The sequence below is a fragment of the Flavobacterium polysaccharolyticum genome (genome assembly GCF_038739875.1).
GTDB lineage: Bacteria > Bacteroidota > Bacteroidia > Flavobacteriales > Flavobacteriaceae > Flavobacterium > Flavobacterium polysaccharolyticum.
This window is the reverse complement of the sequence record NZ_JBCGDP010000006.1, coordinates 1-15,023: the sequence shown is the minus strand read 5'-3', so window position 1 is coordinate 15,023 and position 15,023 is coordinate 1. Positions and strand designations below refer to the sequence as shown.

Genomic DNA, 15,023 nt, shown 5'->3' with positions numbered 1-15,023 from the left:
ATTGAGTAGATTAGGTTTGGTTTTTGAAAGCTAAGATGTTCTTTGTCTGTTTTTAGCCCCGGGAGGAGTGGCATCCTTTGCTGCCGGGGTTCGGCAGTAAAGATAGAGCGGATCACGGGACGATGTTTCCTGATAAGCCTATTTTTCCTGCTCCTATTTGAAACAATAACAATAGGTGTGTTGTTGTATTTACATTTTATGCAAAATAAAAATAGTAGGACGCTTGTGTAGGTCTACTTTTTCTTTTTTCCAAGCCGCTATTTTTTTGGTTTTGATGTATTCGGTAGGTAGGGTGATATCGGTCGCTACGCAAAGATGGGTTTCGGGATGTAGGATTTGAATTAAATCTTCGAGTAGTTTGTTGTTGCGATAAGGTGTTTCGATGAAAATTTGCGATTGGTTTTTGTCGAAAGATAATTTTTCTAAAAACTTCAAGGCAGATTTTTTCTCTTCTTTTTCGATAGGTAGATAGCCGTTGAAGGTGAAGCTTTGTCCGTTCATCCCAGAAGCCATAAGGGCTAGTAGGATAGAGGAAGGACCTACCAATGGAATGACTTGTATGCCTTTGTCGTGTGCGATTTTTACAATGACAGCTCCGGGATCGGCTACGCCAGGGCAACCAGCTTCGCTCATTAATCCCATGTTTTTTCCTTCAAGCAGGGGTTGAATCATAGCCAAATGTTCTTTGTTTTCGGTATGCTTGTTTAGGGTAAAAAGCACCAACTCGGATTGCTTTTTTTCAGGCTGTACTATTTTAATTGATTTTCGGGCTGTTTTTTCGTTTTCTACGATGTAATGGTCAATAAAATCGATACTTCTTTTGATGGTTTGTGGCAAGACATCCATAGGGTCGCAATCACCCATAGTGGTTGGAATTAAGTAGAGTTTGCCTAGTGAAAGATTTGGTTTCATTTAGTGGTTTTCTTTGTTTATTCTTTTGAATACCTCGTTAACTGTAATTTGCATTTCTGAAAACAGTGGACTTTTAATTATTTGCCCTTCAGAAAAGGGTTTTAATCCGATGTATTCTTCGTTTTGTAAGGTGTACACTAAAACAAAACGTTCTTCGGGTTCTACCATCCAATATTCTTTTACGCCACTTTCTTGGTATAAATTAAATTTGGTATCTACATCGTGCTTGCTGTTGTTGGGAGATAAAATCTCTACAATCAGGTCTGGTGCGCCGTTGCATCCTTTGTCGTCTAATTTGTTTTCGTCACAAATAATGCACAAATCGGGTTGCACTACAGTAGTGTCTTTTTTTGAAGATTTAATCGGAAGTCTTACGTCAAAAGGGGCAACAAAAACACTGCAAGGACGATTTTCGAAAAAGCTATAAATTTTCCAATTCAAGTTCTGTGAGATTGTTTGATGCTTTCTACTTGGAGCAGGACTCATTTTACATATAAATCCTCTGATCAGCTCAACTCGCTCTGAAAATTGCCATAGCAAATAATCGGAATAGGTGTAAGTTTTTGTCAAATCTAAGTCAGAAAATTTTTTTACTACTGGCATGTTCTGCGTTTTTCACAAAGTTATAAAACTATCTGAACTTGTTTATAAATTTTTGTAATTGAGTAATAATAACAGCTGTGTTTTTTACCCTTTTATTTTCAATAAAGATGTGAGTAGTATGTTTATCCAATAAGCAGGAATTCTTGTTGTATTTAGGAGTGTTTCTCAATGATTTTTTTGGCAATCACATCGCAAACTTCGTCTAGCATTTGATATACATTTTCAAAACCATTGGCTAAACCGTAGTATGGATCGGGTACATCGACATTTTCTCCTGGAAATAATTCGTTCAAAATCATTTGAACTTTGTTTTTCTGGGTGTCGTTTTTTGCCATTTCAATCACAGTGTCATAATTGGAGGCATCCATTACATAGATATAATCGAAGGTATCGAAATCTTTTGTGTTAAATTGTCTTCCTTTTTGGTGAGCAATCGAGAGGTTATGGTGCTCTGCTACTGCGATGGAACGTTTGTCTGGTGAATGGCCAATGTGCCAAGAGCCTGTTCCTGCAGAATCAACAAAAAATTGATCCCCTGGTAGTTTTGAGGCTAATATTCCTTCTGCCAAGGGAGAACGGCAAATATTGCCTAAACATACCATTAAAATCTTTACAGGCATAATCCGCGTTTATAGCGTTAATTTAGAATTGATATCGTCCACAAATTTCTTGAATTGTTTGTCTGTGGCTACTAAGTTGTCTACCGTTTTACAAGCATGTAAAACTGTAGCGTGATCGCGATCTCCTATTTGTGAACCAATATTCGCTAGTGAGGCTTTAGTGAATTTTTTAGCAAAAAACATGGCTAATTGCCGGGCTTGAACCACGTGTCTTTTTCTGGTTTTAGATTGTAGGGTTTCTAGATCCAATTGGAAATAATCGGAAACAATTTTTTGTATGTAATCGATGGAAATTTCTCTTTTAACGTTTTTGACAAATTTCTCTACCACATTTTTGGCCAACTCAATGGTTACTTCTTTTTTGTTGAAAGAAGATTGGGCGATTAACGAAATGATAGCACCTTCTAATTCACGAACGTTTGACTTGATATTTCTAGCAACATACTCAATGATGTCATCAGGAATGTCAACACCGTCACGATACAAAATGTTTTTAAGGATCGAAATTCTAGTTTCGTAATCTGGTTGGTGTAACTCAGCGGATAATCCCCATTTGAAACGCGACAATAAACGCTGTTCAATATCTTGCATATCAACAGGAGCTTTGTCTGAAGTCAAAATAACTTGCTTGCCGTTTTGGTGCAAATAGTTGAAGATATGAAAAAAGACATCCTGAGTTCCTGATTTTCCAGATAAAAACTGAACATCATCTATGATTAACACATCGATTAATTGATAGAAATGAATGAAGTCGTTACGGTTGTTTTTCTTAACCGAGTCGATATATTGTTGTGTGAAAATTTCGGCTGAAATGTATAAAACCGTTTTTTCAGGATATTTGTCTTTGATTTCAACACCAATAGCGTGTGCTAAGTGTGTTTTTCCTAATCCAACGCCACCAAATATTAGTAGCGGATTGAAAGAAGTTCCCCCCGGTTTGTTCGCTACAGCCATACCCGCAGAACGAGCCAGTCTATTTGAATCTCCCTCAAGGAAATTGTCAAAACTGTAATTAGGATTTAATTGAGATTCGATTTTTAAATTACGAATACCAGGAATAACAAAAGGATTTTTTAATTCTGGATTCAAATTTTTAATAGGAGCGTCCACTTCTTGTGGTTTCATAACTACACGATTGGCACTTGGTAACTGTTCTGTAAACGGTTGTTTGTTACCATATGTGTTCTCCATTTTAATTTTGTAAAGCAATTTAGCGTTCTTACCTAGTTCTTTGGTAAGGGCTACTTTTAATAATTTCACATAGTGTTCTTCTAGCCATTCGTAGAAAAATTTACTAGGTACTTGAATATATAAAGCATTGTCGGTTAGTTCAACTGATTTAATAGGCTCAAACCAAGTTTTGTAAGCTTGCTCTTGGATGTTGTCCTTTATAAAAGATAAACAGTTTTCCCATACCGATTGTGCAGTTTTATTCATAGATTTGGCGAAATTATTTTAACTTTAGTTGTTTTTTTTGAATAAAAAAACGTGTTTTTTTGTGTGTTTTTTGGGTTAACAAAAGTGTGAATAATTTTTTGTATAAAAAAATATATTGAACAATTATTTTAGAAAAAAATGTCGTAAATGGCATTTCAAAATTTAATTTTTTTAAAGCATTATTAATGAAAGATCATCAAGTTCAAGTACGTGTTCGGTATTCCGAAACCGATCAAATGGGAGTCGTTTATCATGGAAATTATATTCCTTATTTTGAAATTGGAAGAGTGGAATGGCTCAGAAATAAAGGGGTTTCCTATAAAGTTATGGAAGAAAACGGAATTGCGCTCCCTATTGTTTCTATGAATATTAATTACAAAAAATCGGCACGCTATGATGATTTGCTGACCGTCCACACGCGTTTCAAAAGTCAGACGTCTGTGAAGATAGATTTTGATTGCGCAATTTATAATGAAGCACAAGAGTTATTAACAACTGCCGAATTTGTGTTAGTTTTTGTGTCCTTAAAAACGGGTCGTCCAGTCGCTCCTCCAGATTATATTTTGGATTTGTTGAAAACCATAGATTAACGACAGAAATCATCGACGAAAAGCGGTATTCTACATTTTTTTTTCGATTTGAATCTCAAACATGTTTTCAAAAATGCCGAATACCATTTCGGCATTTTTTTTTCGAATACAACACTCAATTTTGCCAATTGGTAAATTCGTTTCGGCATCAATTTCCATTTCTTGATTCACAATTTGAAGTTGCTTTTCTTTAATAACGCGCATGACTTTGTTCATGTTCTTATAATCGAAAGTGATTTCGAAAAAAACATCAATAGTTTTCTCCACAATTTCACTCGATTCTATCGCTAATTGAGCGGTTGTTTTGTAGGCTGCAATCAATCCGCCCACTCCCAATTTGGTGCCGCCAAAGATGCGAACCACTACAATTAATGTATTCGTTAAACCAAATGATTGAATTTGCCCATAGATTGGCGTGCCCGCCGTATTACTCGGTTCTCCATCGTCATTGGCTCTAAAAACCACCGATTCAGTCCCGATTTGATACGCATAGCAATAATGCACCGCATGCGGATGTTCTTTTTTAAGTATTTCAATAATGGGTTTTACTTCCTCCTCGCTACTAATCGGAAAAGTGTAGCCAAAAAACTTACTGTTTTTCTCCTTAAATAGTATGGGTTCGTTGGGTGCAGCAATAGTTTGATACGTATCTTTCATTAGGTGTATTCCTTCCAAAAGGATATTTTGATGCAAAAATAGCTTTTTTTGGAGCCCAACCCAAGGCATTTTTAGTAGGCATGGGTTCCCGCTATCTGCTATATCTTTTTTTATACCCTTGTCGGATTTCTTACTAACTGGTCAAGGGTATAAAAAAAGGATGCCGCTGCTATCGGGGCTAAAGGAGGAGCAGTTGGCTTTTTTGGATACATTTTTTAACCTTTTATTCCAAGCTGTTCTTTTCAAATAGATCCACAACATCTTCTTTACCAACTTGCAGATTCCAAACTTGAAGTCCGAGAGCTTGAGCTGCATCAGTGTTTTCTTTTTTATCGTCTACAAACAAGGTTCTTTTGGGTGACAAATCATTTTGTTGCAAAACGTGCAAATAAATTTCGGTATCCGGTTTTCGCATGCCTACTTCAAAAGAAAAATACACTTTTTCAAAGCATTGGTAAAAAGCCCCATAAAATGAACTTCCCGTTTTTTGCTCAAAAGTGTCAATATGAATCGCGTCGGTATTGCTCAACAAAAACAAGCGGTATTTTTGTGATAATAATTGTAAGAATTCTAAACGATACAGGGGAAAATCAAGTAAAACTGCATTCCAAGCCGCAAGAATTTCTTCGTGGCTCGCATTGGGAATTTGTTTTTGAAAACCGTTTAAAAAAGCTTCTCGGGTACAATCGCCTTTTTCAAAAGCGATGTTTAGAGCGTCCAATTCTTCATTCCATGCTTTGAGACCCAAATCCTGTAATTGATCTTGCGTGGCTTGCTTGTCTAGATTGATAAATACATCTCCAAAATCAAAAATGATGGCATTAATCATGATTTCTAAGTATTAAAAGTTCGTCTGTTGCAATTCTTAATTTAATTGGATTCTCTTTTTGGAGTATTGGTGCTTTTGTTCCAGAATGAAAAGAAATTACTCCAATAAAAATCCGTGCTTCATCCCACAAATTCAAATCAATAAAATGCTGAATGGTAGTGGTGCCACCTTCAATAATTACAGATTGAAGACGGTGCTCATATAACCTTTGCAGGAGTTGTGGTACAATGTTTTGATTGAAATCTAGGATTTCAAAAGTACAATTCTCCTTGTTTTCATTGTGTTTATTTGTTGTGAAAATCAGTGTAGGAACACTTTGGTCCAGAACAAAACTGTCCTCTGGTATGCGTCCTTCTTTGTCAATAATTATTCTTGTAGGATTTTGACCAAACCAATTTCTAGTGTCTAACTTTGGATTATCTGCAAGCACCGTTTGTGTTCCTACCAAAATCGCCTGTTCTTCGCTACGCCATTTGTGCGCTAATTGTAGCGAATAGGTATTGGTAATCCAAATTGGGGCTCGTTCGTGATTCGGTTTTGGTGATGGAGCGATAAAGCCATCTTGGCTCTCGGCCCATTTTAGGATAATGTAGGGACGTTTTTGGTTGTGAAACGTAAAAAAACGTTTGTTGAGTTCTTGGCATTCTTTTTCAAGCACACCAACGGTCACTTCAATGCCAGCATTTTTCAATCGTTCTATACCTTTACCTGCTACTTGATGGTTAGGATCTACCGTTCCAATAACCACTCTAGGAATTTCATTTCGAACAATCAAATCAGCACAAGGTGGTGTTTTTCCAAAATGACTGCAAGGTTCAAGACTAACATAAATAGTAGCGTCTTTTAATTGCGATTTGTCTTTTACCGAATTAATGGCGTGCACTTCTGCGTGAGGTTCTCCTGCTTTTTTGTGCCAACCTTCGCCAATTATTTTTCCGTTGGCTACAATTACGCTTCCTACCATAGGGTTAGGATACGTTGTGCCTAAGCCATTTTTGGCTAGTTCGATACAGCGTTTTATATAAGTTTCATGTGTGTTCACTATGCAAAAGTACTATTTTTTGGGAGTTAGATTTCGTTTTCTTTGAGTAAGACGTTCGCTTTTATGTGTAATGGCCACGAATTACAATAAGTAAACACAAATTTCAAAGTATTTTAATTTGCTGCTCCTTTTCAAGTCACACATTCTTTAAGCCCTAATTATTTGTGTGATTTTATTCCAATTTAGATTGTATTCAAGCTGTAATTTGTGAATTCATGGTTGCTTTTATAAAAGCGAATGCCTTACTAGTTTTGCTAATTTGTCAATTAACAATGCTATTTTTGTCACATTAACTTCAGAGATATACTATATGACATCTTGGACTATTAGAAAAATTGAAAAGAAAGACAATCCTGCCGTGGCCCAGTTAATACGAGCTGTTTTTGATGAATTAGAAATTCCAAAAGTAGGCACCGCTTACGAAGACCATTATTTGGATTTGATGTTTGAGGAATATAACAAGCCACGTTCTGTTTATTTTGTGGTGGAGCAAGAGGGCGAAGTAGTTGGTTGTGCGGGAGTGGCACCTCTGGCTAATGAAAAAGAAACCATTTGTGAATTGCAAAAAATGTACTTTTTGCCAGCCACTCGAGGAAAAGGAATTGGAAGCGAAATGATGGCTATTTGTTTGCAAGCCGCTAAAGGCTTTGGTTTTGAGAAATGCTATCTCGAAACGATGCCCTTTATGCATTCCGCTCAAAAGTTGTATAAGAAAACAGGTTTTGAGTACTTGTGTAGTGCTATGGGTAATACAGGTCATAGCAGTTGTCCGGTTTGGATGCTGAAAGATTTGTAAATTCTCCAATTAATTCAATACGTATTACTGTTAATTATGACAATAAGAGCCTACAGAACTCATTTTATTCAGGAACTTTCTTCTATTTATGAGGAAGGCGAGGTCGAAAGTTTTTTCTATTTGATTTTGGAAGCCAAGCACCAGCTCAAAAGAATCGATTTGGCGTTACAACCCGATTTGATTTTTTCGGAGGTGGAACTCGTGGTTTGGAACAGCATTTTAGAAGATTTAAAAAAAGAAATCCCGATACAGTACCTTTTAGGAAAAACCAGTTTTTATGGATTGGATTTTGAAGTCAATGAAAACGTGTTGATTCCACGACCCGAAACCGAAGAGTTAGTAGAATGGATTCTTGAGGATTGTGACAAAACAGATACAATAGCAGAATTTTCAATTCTTGATATAGGAACAGGAAGTGGCTGCATTCCGATTAGTTTGAAAAAGCAGTTGTCAGTGGCCAAAGTTTCGGCTATTGATGTTTCGGAAAAGGCTTTGGAAGTGGCTAAGGGTAATGCGAAGTTAAATGGAGTAGAAGTGCATTTTATACTGCAAAACATTTTGGAAACAACCGATTTGTTGGAAAGCTATGACGTCATTGTTTCGAATCCGCCCTATGTTCGGAATTTAGAAAAGCAGGAAATCAAGAACAATGTGTTGGAATATGAACCTCATTTGGCTTTGTTTGTAGCCGATGATGATGCCTTGATTTTTTATAGAAAAATTGGGGAGTTAGCATTAAAAAGTTTGCGTCCCAACGGGAAATTGTTTTTTGAAATCAATCAGTATTTGGGTAAGGAAACGGTTGATTTGTTAAAAGATTTAGGTTTTCAAAACGTGGAATTGAAAAAAGACATTTATGGAAATGATAGGATGATTTTGGCATTGAAATAAGTTTTCAGACGGCAGAAAGCAGAAGGCAGACTTTAGAAAATAGACGGCTGATTTTAGATTTCAGACGGCAGGTCTTTTAGATTGAAGATTTTAGACGCAGAAAGCAGAAGGCAGATTTCAGAAAATAGACGGCAGGTCTTTTAGATTAAAGATTTCAGAAGGCAGATCTCAGAAGTTAGAAAGCGGACAGTTGATTTCAGAAATAAGATTTCAAATTCTATTTTTAACCATAGATCTATCTAATCTATGCCTTCTGCTATCTTCTATCTTCTGTCAAAAGTCTATTTTTTGCTTTTTTAAGTAAACTTATCAGGATTGTTGATCATATAGTTTATTAGTCTTCCTACTTCTAAACTTTTTTGAGTTAAGTCTGTAAATAAATTCTCTGAAATATATTCACAAGCTAAAGCGTATTGTAACCATGATTGTGTTTCAGCATTCTCTGCGTCACTATCGGTTAGTTTTAATATAAAATGCTTTTCGTATCTTATTTTTCTAGAGGCTTCGGCAATATTAGCAGATACACTTCTCGAAGATCGTCTAATTTGATCTGTTAAAGAATATTTTTCTTCGATTGGAAATGTTTTTGTCATTTTAAAAATCATCATAGATAACTCAAATGACTTTTTGTAGGCTAACAATTCTTGAAACTTCATTTTAAATGTTTAAAGTGATTGCTTTTTAAATTTTGATATATTCTAAACTGTTTTAGTTTTGATTTTACAAAAACTGATTTCTTCAATCTGCCTTCTGCTATCTTGAATCTGCTATCTTGAATCTGCTATCTTGAATCTGCTTTCTGCCTTCTTCTTTCTGCCTTCTTCTTTCTGCCTTCTTCTTTCTGCCTTCTTCTTTCTGCCTTCTTCTTTCTGCCTTCTTGAATCTCTCTTCTAAAAATCTCTTTTCAAACAACTACTCATATCGCAATGCTTCAATTGGGTCGAGTTTGGAAGCTTTTATCGCGGGATACAATCCAGAAACAATGGCGACCATAAAACTAGTAGCAAAAGCGGCTAAGATGGCGCCCCACGGAATAACGAAAGCAAAATCCATTGCGCTCGCGATACCAAAACCGATTAAGATTCCGAAAAAGATTCCGACAAGCCCGCCGATTTGACCAATTAGCAAGGTTTCGATAAAAAACTGAATTGCCACGGTCGATTTCTTGGCGCCTAAGGCTTTTCGAACGCCAATTTCTCGGGTTCTTTCGGTTACCGAAACAATCATAATATTCATTAAAGCGATGGAAGAACCAAAAATGGTAATCACCCCGATGAGCCAAGCAGCTAAACCTAAATATTGAGTGATGCCTAAAATACGGTTGATTAAATCATCGCTGCGCACTACGCCAAAGTTGTTGTCTTTTACTGGGCTTAATTTTCGCACGCGACGCATTACGCTAGTGGCGTTGTCTACGGCTTGGTCTAATAATTCTTTTTTTCCCACCATTACGCTCAAACTGTAATTGATGTTCGGGGCACTAAAGAGCGAACGCGCTACTTGAATCGGAATCAACACGCGCAAATCCTGACTGTTGCCAAAAGTGGAACCTTTTTCTTTGAGCACGCCAATGACTCTGAATTTGGCTCCGCGAATCGAAATGACTTTGTCGATAGGATTGACGTCTTTCAAAAGGCCTTTCTCAAAATCCGAACCTACGATACACACAAAGGCATTGTTGGCAATATCAAAACTCGTAAAATTTCGTCCCGCACTAAAATCCAATCCCGAATTCACCGCATACATTTCGTCTACGCCTACGATTTTGTTTTCGGGGTCTGTTTTGGTGTTCAGGTATTTTACTTCGGCGGCCGAGCTTGCGGTAAACGAAATAGAAGTCTCGGTAAAAGGATATTTGTATTTGTTTCTAAACGCCACGGCATCTGGGTAAGAGATAATCGGGTTGATGATTTCTCGTTCGCCGCCGCCACGGTTTCGCGTCGTATTTTCGTATTGATTGATGTTGAAAGTATTGGCACCCATCGAGGCAAAATCCGACGAAATTTGATTTTCTAAGGCCGCCACCACGGTCAAAATTCCCACCAAAGCCGTGATTCCAATAGCAATAATCAGTACCGTAAGAATGGTACGCAGCAATTGCGTTTTGATTGAACCCAACGCAATTTTAATATTTTCTTTGAATAATTTTAGCATCATACAAGTTTGTCACGAAAATACAATTTTTGTTACAAGTTTGGTTTTCAAAAATCACTAAATTTCAAATCCACAAGCCTTCTATTTTTTTTAAAACCATATAATGCATATAAGAGCATTTAAGTTTTTCTTTCCGAACTTGGCTGACATCTTTGTGTCTTTTGCAGTTAAATTTTATAGCTTCAATAAAAACTCCAATGACTTATATTTTTAGCAGTTTTGCGAACCTTGCGGTTAAATTTCATTAATAAAAAGTTTCACTTTAGTGCAACTTGACTATATTTGTATATTATGGATAAGCGAATATGAAAACGAAAAATAATAATCTAAAAACACTTGACCAGTTTAAAGACAAACATTACGGAAAAATTGGAACTGCAGAAAGAGACCAATTGGATGCTGGATATGAGAATTTTAAAATTGGCGCATTGATTTATGAAGCTAGGGTTCAAAAAGGTCTGACACAGGAAGAACTTGCTGAAAAAGCTGGAACTACAAAATCCTATATCTCTAAGATTGAAAACAATGTTAAAGAAGTTAGATTTTCAACGCTACAAAAAATTGTTGAGCTAGGTTTAGGCGGACATTTGGAACTATCAATTAAATTGTAGGGATTCAAAAGAAACACCTAATAATTGTTACAACGTATTTCGCTAATTGGCTTAATGAGAAGTTGGTTTTGTATTTGTTTAGGTTTAGCAAACCTTGAATAAAGGATTTGCTTTGAACTTTAATGCAATTGCTAAAACCTTATGAATAATTACTAAAACCCACTAAAAAAAGGAAAATGGATTTAAAAAAAACATTTAATAATTTTCTTGAAGTTTTCAGAGAAAATTCCTCAATAATCATTGCAATCCCAACCATATTAGGTGGATTGTGGCAGGTTATCAGTCTTGTTTTGATTTCGCCAATTTTTCTTCGATTCTTTTCTTTGTCACAACTAATTTCGGATGGAATTTTTGTTGCCTTATTAATTATTATTGCTGTTGGAGTACCTTATATTATTGCATTAAGTATATCAACTCTTTTTGCAAAATACTCATCGAAAGTTAAACTGATACTTTCTGGCTTTTTTACTTTCATACTAATGCTATCGACCTATTTAGATATAAATGAAAAAAAATTCAACATTTTTGTATTGATGTTTTATTCCTATTCAATGTTTCAATATTATCTACTTAATTTTACCACCAATTATAGAGTTCATAATTTTACTAAGATTGAAAAGGTTATGATGTTTTTTATGATTTTTTCCGGTATTTATATTTCAATTTTTAGTGTGTTTAAAATAGGTTCAGAATTTTCTAGGTCATATAAAAATATCGAGAATATAAGATATATTGAATTAAAAATACATAAAAAATATCCACGTGCTAGGGTAGAATATTTTAATGATAAATATATATTCATTGAGAAAGATTCAATTTGTTTTTCAAAAACTTTTTTAATTGAGAAGTTCGATGTGTTGACAGAAACTAATTAACGGAAATAAATAATTGTATCTAGAAGCTTCTATTGATATAGGGAATTAGCTTTCACGCAGTATCAGAATGAAAATCGTTTAACGTAATTATGTGACTTATAATCTAGGGATTCTATAATCCAAGTAGATTGAATTTAGCTCAAAACAAAATGACACCATCAACCCTTACAAAAATACAATTCGACAACTTTGTTTGGATAGACATTTGCCAACCCAACAAAGAAAATCTAGATAAAATTGCCCAAGAATACCAGTTGGATTATTTTCAAATTAAAGATAGTTTGGAGCGAGGCCATTTGCCTAAATTTGAAAAGCAGCCCAATTATAATTTTTTAATTCTGAGGGCTTTTACACCGAGAATGGCTAGTAAAGCGACTACCATCAATGAATTGTCACATAAAATTGCCTTTTTTTACAACGGACACAAAATCATCACGATTCATCGCAGTCCGTTTGCGTTTTTGGAAACGGTAAAAAAAGACCACAAAACACCCGAAGAGATTTTGATTTATCTCATCCACAAAATGGTAGAAACCTATCAAGTACCTTTGAATGACTTTGACGAAAAAATCATTCAAATCGAAAAGACGATTTTCCTGCAAGATTATTCTAAAATCTCCTTGGAAGAACTGTATTTTTTGAAAGCGCAAACCCGTATCACCAAAAAACTATTGCAGATTTTTCAAAATGTCATTCACCAACTTGAAGTGAGTGAGTCCTCCAAAACCGCTTTGCAAGACATCAAAGACAAGCTACTGAGCTTGCTGCTCAATTATGACGAAGTGCTTGAAAATGCGAACAATTTACTGAATACCTATCTTTCTGTCAACGCACAAAAAAGCAATGATGTAATGAAATTGTTGACCATCTTTTCGGCTTTCTTTTTACCCTTAACTTTTATTGCAGGTATCTATGGAATGAACTTTGAAAATATGCCAGAACTACAATGGCCTTTGGGTTATTTTATGACCTTGGGCGTGATGGTGGTTATTGCTTTGGTAATCTATTTTTGGTTCAAAAGAAAACGCATTCTTTGATTTTGGGTGGTACCTTAAACTTTGTAGGTAATTAAAGAAGCAATAAAATAACCATATAAGGAATGTAAGGTCATATAAGATTAGAATAGAATTTACCGCTCCCTATTTGGCAAAAACCTCATTTTTATTCTTTAAATGAATAGGAATGGGCTTTAACCCATTCTGAAAAAGGAGTTTTGTATTGGGCTTTAGCCAAAATCTGCCACAATAATTTTTGCATATTTAAAAACTTATATGACCTTAAATGCCTTATATGGTTCAAAAATAAGATTGGTTTGTTGTAGAATAATAAAACCCACTTTTTTTGGATAGGATTTCTTTTAAAAAGTAAGATATTTGCAAACCTAATTGAAAATTCATTTTACAATGGCTTCAAAACCCAGTATACCCAAAGGAACGCGCGATTTTTCGCCAGCCGAAGTGGCCAAAAGACAATACATTATTCAAACGATAAAAAGCAATTTTGAGAAATTTGGCTTTCAACCTATAGAAACTCCATCCTTCGAGAACTCAGATACTTTGATGGGAAAATATGGCGAAGAAGGCGACCGCTTGATTTTTAAAATCTTGAATTCGGGCAACTTTTTTTATAATAGAAATAAAATAGAATTGCCCGAATCGCTAGCGAGTTTACAACAAAATTCGGCCGAAAAAATTACCCTAGAACAACGTATAGAATTGAATAAATTTACAAGCAAGATTTCCGAAAAAGCCTTGCGTTACGATTTGACCGTTCCTTTTGCGCGTTACGTGGTACAGCACCAAAGTGAAATCGAGTTTCCGTTCAAAAGATATCAAATTCAGCCTGTTTGGAGAGCCGATAACCCACAAAAAGGACGTTTCAGAGAATTTTTTCAATGCGATGCTGATGTGGTAGGTTCCAAATCATTATGGCAAGAAGTGGAGTTGGTACAATTGTATGACACCGTTTTTACAGCTTTGGGATTAACAGGTGTAACTATCAAAATCAATAATCGTAAAATTTTATCGGGAATTGCTGAGGTGATTGGCGCTTCGGAAAAGTTGATTGATTTTACCGTGGCATTGGATAAACTGGATAAGATTGGCGAAGACGGCGTTAAGAAAGAAATGATTGAAAAAGGCATTTCTGAAGAAGCGATTTCCAAAGTGCAACCGTTGTTTAGTTTTACAGGAACGATTGCTGAGAAAATCAATCAATTGTCACAATTGCTTTCTGCCTCAGTAGAAGGGATGAAAGGTGTGGAAGAATTGCAATTCATTTGCGAAAAAGTGACCCAACTCGGACTAGCTACTGCACAGTTGGATTTGGACGTGACTTTGGCAAGAGGACTGAATTATTATACAGGAGCTATTTTTGAAATCGCTCCACCTAAAACCGTTGCTATGGGTTCTATTGGCGGTGGCGGAAGATATGACGACTTAACAGGTATTTTTGGCTTAAAAAATATGAGTGGTGTGGGGATTTCTTTCGGCTTGGACCGAATTTATTTGGTAATCGAAGAATTGGGATTGTTCCCAGATACGGTTGCCGCTACGTCAAAAGCGTTGTTTGTGAATTACGGCGAAACCGAAGCTTTTGCAGCAATGCAAGCCATTCAGAAGTTAAGAGCCGAAGGCATTAAAGTAGAATTGTATCCCGATGCTGTCAAAATGGGGAAACAATTGCAATATGCTGACAAAAGAGGCATTCCGTTTGCAGTGATTATAGGGACACAAGAATTAGAATCGAGTACTTTTGCATTGAAGAATCTCGTTACAGGAGAACAAGTAGTCTTGGATTATGAAGGCTTACAACAACAATTGCAATAGTAAATTTGTCTAGTCCTGAAAAAGTGATACAGGATTAATAAAAAATAAAAGTACAATTTTAGACAGTAGCAAGCTCAGGTTTGCTACTGTTTTTTGTTTTATAGGTTCTCATTTTAATTTTGTTTTGGTGATGCATCTGATTTGGAGTAAGCATGTAATTAGAATAATGAGGTCTGAT

The 15,023-nt window shown here is 35.7% G+C and carries 16 protein-coding genes; 7 read left to right on the top strand and 9 right to left on the bottom strand.

Features of this window, described 5'->3' with window-relative positions; genetic code table 11:
* Window positions 1-189 precede the first annotated feature (189 nt).
* The 4 genes from WFZ86_RS07570 to dnaA all read right to left on the bottom strand — a co-directional run bounded on the left by WFZ86_RS07570 (window position 190) and on the right by dnaA (window position 3,572).
* A complete protein-coding gene (locus WFZ86_RS07570) occupies window positions 190-912 on the bottom strand; it encodes an SAM-dependent methyltransferase (protein ID WP_315171711.1) in 723 nt (240 codons plus the stop codon).
* Window positions 913-1,515, bottom strand: a complete 603-nt coding sequence (locus tag WFZ86_RS07565) for a Uma2 family endonuclease (protein ID WP_342691380.1) — start codon at window positions 1,513-1,515, stop codon at window positions 913-915.
* A 152-nt stretch (window positions 1,516-1,667) separates the two neighbouring features.
* Window positions 1,668-2,135, bottom strand: a complete 468-nt coding sequence (locus tag WFZ86_RS07560; protein WP_315171707.1) for a low molecular weight protein-tyrosine-phosphatase — start codon at window positions 2,133-2,135, stop codon at window positions 1,668-1,670.
* Between the two features lie 9 nt (window positions 2,136-2,144).
* The gene (dnaA, locus tag WFZ86_RS07555; RefSeq protein WP_315171706.1) at window positions 2,145-3,572 is read right to left on the bottom strand and encodes a chromosomal replication initiator protein DnaA; all 1,428 of its coding nucleotides are present in this window, start codon (window positions 3,570-3,572) and stop codon (window positions 2,145-2,147) included.
* Window positions 3,573-3,757: 185 nt separating this feature from the next.
* On the opposite strand from dnaA, the gene WFZ86_RS07550 reads away from it, so the two are divergent.
* Window positions 3,758-4,162, top strand: coding sequence for an acyl-CoA thioesterase (locus WFZ86_RS07550; RefSeq protein WP_342691379.1), 405 nt, complete (start codon window positions 3,758-3,760; stop codon window positions 4,160-4,162).
* Window positions 4,163-4,192: 30 nt separating this feature from the next.
* On the opposite strand, the gene WFZ86_RS07545 is transcribed toward WFZ86_RS07550, so the two are convergent.
* The 3 genes from WFZ86_RS07545 to ribD all read right to left on the bottom strand — a co-directional run bounded on the left by WFZ86_RS07545 (window position 4,193) and on the right by ribD (window position 6,690).
* Window positions 4,193-4,819 (bottom strand): IMPACT family protein, encoded by a 627-nt coding sequence (locus WFZ86_RS07545; RefSeq protein ID WP_342691549.1) that lies wholly within the window; start codon window positions 4,817-4,819, stop codon window positions 4,193-4,195.
* A gap of 223 nt (window positions 4,820-5,042) precedes the next feature.
* Window positions 5,043-5,648 carry an HAD family hydrolase gene (locus tag WFZ86_RS07540; RefSeq protein ID WP_342691378.1) on the bottom strand — a complete coding sequence of 202 codons (606 nt, stop codon included), beginning with the start codon at window positions 5,646-5,648 and terminating at the stop codon, window positions 5,043-5,045.
* Entirely contained in the window at window positions 5,641-6,690 is a 1,050-nt protein-coding gene (gene ribD, locus WFZ86_RS07535) for a bifunctional diaminohydroxyphosphoribosylaminopyrimidine deaminase/5-amino-6-(5-phosphoribosylamino)uracil reductase RibD (protein WP_342691377.1), read from the bottom strand. The genes WFZ86_RS07540 and ribD overlap by 8 nt, the downstream gene beginning before the upstream one ends.
* A 310-nt stretch (window positions 6,691-7,000) precedes the next feature.
* Here ribD and WFZ86_RS07530 point away from each other — a divergent pair, with 310 nt between their 5' ends.
* Entirely contained in the window at window positions 7,001-7,486 is a 486-nt protein-coding gene (locus WFZ86_RS07530; RefSeq protein ID WP_342691376.1) for a GNAT family N-acetyltransferase, read from the top strand.
* A gap of 36 nt (window positions 7,487-7,522) precedes the next feature.
* On the top strand, window positions 7,523-8,377 hold the full coding sequence (gene prmC, locus WFZ86_RS07525) for a peptide chain release factor N(5)-glutamine methyltransferase (protein WP_342691375.1): 855 nt from the start codon (window positions 7,523-7,525) through the stop codon (window positions 8,375-8,377).
* A 296-nt stretch (window positions 8,378-8,673) separates the two neighbouring features.
* Here prmC and WFZ86_RS07520 read toward each other — a convergent pair whose 3' ends face one another.
* A complete protein-coding gene (locus tag WFZ86_RS07520; RefSeq protein WP_342691374.1) occupies window positions 8,674-9,033 on the bottom strand; it encodes a four helix bundle protein in 360 nt (119 codons plus the stop codon).
* 256 nt (window positions 9,034-9,289) lie between these two features.
* Window positions 9,290-10,534 (bottom strand): ABC transporter permease, encoded by a 1,245-nt coding sequence (locus WFZ86_RS07515; RefSeq protein ID WP_201296272.1) that lies wholly within the window; start codon window positions 10,532-10,534, stop codon window positions 9,290-9,292.
* Window positions 10,535-10,836: 302 nt separating this feature from the next.
* Between WFZ86_RS07515 and WFZ86_RS07510 the strand changes: the two genes are divergently transcribed.
* The 4 genes from WFZ86_RS07510 to hisS all read left to right on the top strand — a co-directional run bounded on the left by WFZ86_RS07510 (window position 10,837) and on the right by hisS (window position 14,845).
* Window positions 10,837-11,142 carry a helix-turn-helix domain-containing protein gene (locus tag WFZ86_RS07510; RefSeq protein ID WP_342691373.1) on the top strand — a complete coding sequence of 102 codons (306 nt, stop codon included), beginning with the start codon at window positions 10,837-10,839 and terminating at the stop codon, window positions 11,140-11,142.
* A 176-nt stretch (window positions 11,143-11,318) separates the two neighbouring features.
* Window positions 11,319-12,017 (top strand): hypothetical protein, encoded by a 699-nt coding sequence (locus tag WFZ86_RS07505; RefSeq protein ID WP_342691372.1) that lies wholly within the window; start codon window positions 11,319-11,321, stop codon window positions 12,015-12,017.
* A gap of 149 nt (window positions 12,018-12,166) precedes the next feature.
* On the top strand, window positions 12,167-13,054 hold the full coding sequence (locus WFZ86_RS07500; protein ID WP_342691371.1) for a CorA family divalent cation transporter: 888 nt from the start codon (window positions 12,167-12,169) through the stop codon (window positions 13,052-13,054).
* Window positions 13,055-13,420: 366 nt separating this feature from the next.
* Entirely contained in the window at window positions 13,421-14,845 is a 1,425-nt protein-coding gene (gene hisS, locus WFZ86_RS07495) for a histidine--tRNA ligase (protein ID WP_342691370.1), read from the top strand.
* Window positions 14,846-15,023 lie beyond the last annotated feature (178 nt).

Coding starts and splice junctions, on each gene's coding strand:
- WFZ86_RS07570 (WP_315171711.1), bottom strand. CDS start 912: ATGAAACCAAATCTTTCACTAGGCAAACTCTACTTAATTCCAACCACT.
- WFZ86_RS07565 (WP_342691380.1), bottom strand. CDS start 1,515: ATGCCAGTAGTAAAAAAATTTTCTGACTTAGATTTGACAAAAACTTAC.
- WFZ86_RS07560 (WP_315171707.1), bottom strand. CDS start 2,135: ATGCCTGTAAAGATTTTAATGGTATGTTTAGGCAATATTTGCCGTTCT.
- dnaA (WP_315171706.1), bottom strand. CDS start 3,572: ATGAATAAAACTGCACAATCGGTATGGGAAAACTGTTTATCTTTTATA.
- WFZ86_RS07550 (WP_342691379.1), top strand. CDS start 3,758: ATGAAAGATCATCAAGTTCAAGTACGTGTTCGGTATTCCGAAACCGAT.
- WFZ86_RS07545 (WP_342691549.1), bottom strand. CDS start 4,819: ATGAAAGATACGTATCAAACTATTGCTGCACCCAACGAACCCATACTA.
- WFZ86_RS07540 (WP_342691378.1), bottom strand. CDS start 5,648: ATGATTAATGCCATCATTTTTGATTTTGGAGATGTATTTATCAATCTA.
- WFZ86_RS07530 (WP_342691376.1), top strand. CDS start 7,001: ATGACATCTTGGACTATTAGAAAAATTGAAAAGAAAGACAATCCTGCC.
- prmC (WP_342691375.1), top strand. CDS start 7,523: ATGACAATAAGAGCCTACAGAACTCATTTTATTCAGGAACTTTCTTCT.
- WFZ86_RS07520 (WP_342691374.1), bottom strand. CDS start 9,033: ATGAAGTTTCAAGAATTGTTAGCCTACAAAAAGTCATTTGAGTTATCT.
- WFZ86_RS07515 (WP_201296272.1), bottom strand. CDS start 10,534: ATGATGCTAAAATTATTCAAAGAAAATATTAAAATTGCGTTGGGTTCA.
- WFZ86_RS07510 (WP_342691373.1), top strand. CDS start 10,837: ATGAAAACGAAAAATAATAATCTAAAAACACTTGACCAGTTTAAAGAC.
- WFZ86_RS07505 (WP_342691372.1), top strand. CDS start 11,319: ATGGATTTAAAAAAAACATTTAATAATTTTCTTGAAGTTTTCAGAGAA.
- WFZ86_RS07500 (WP_342691371.1), top strand. CDS start 12,167: ATGACACCATCAACCCTTACAAAAATACAATTCGACAACTTTGTTTGG.
- hisS (WP_342691370.1), top strand. CDS start 13,421: ATGGCTTCAAAACCCAGTATACCCAAAGGAACGCGCGATTTTTCGCCA.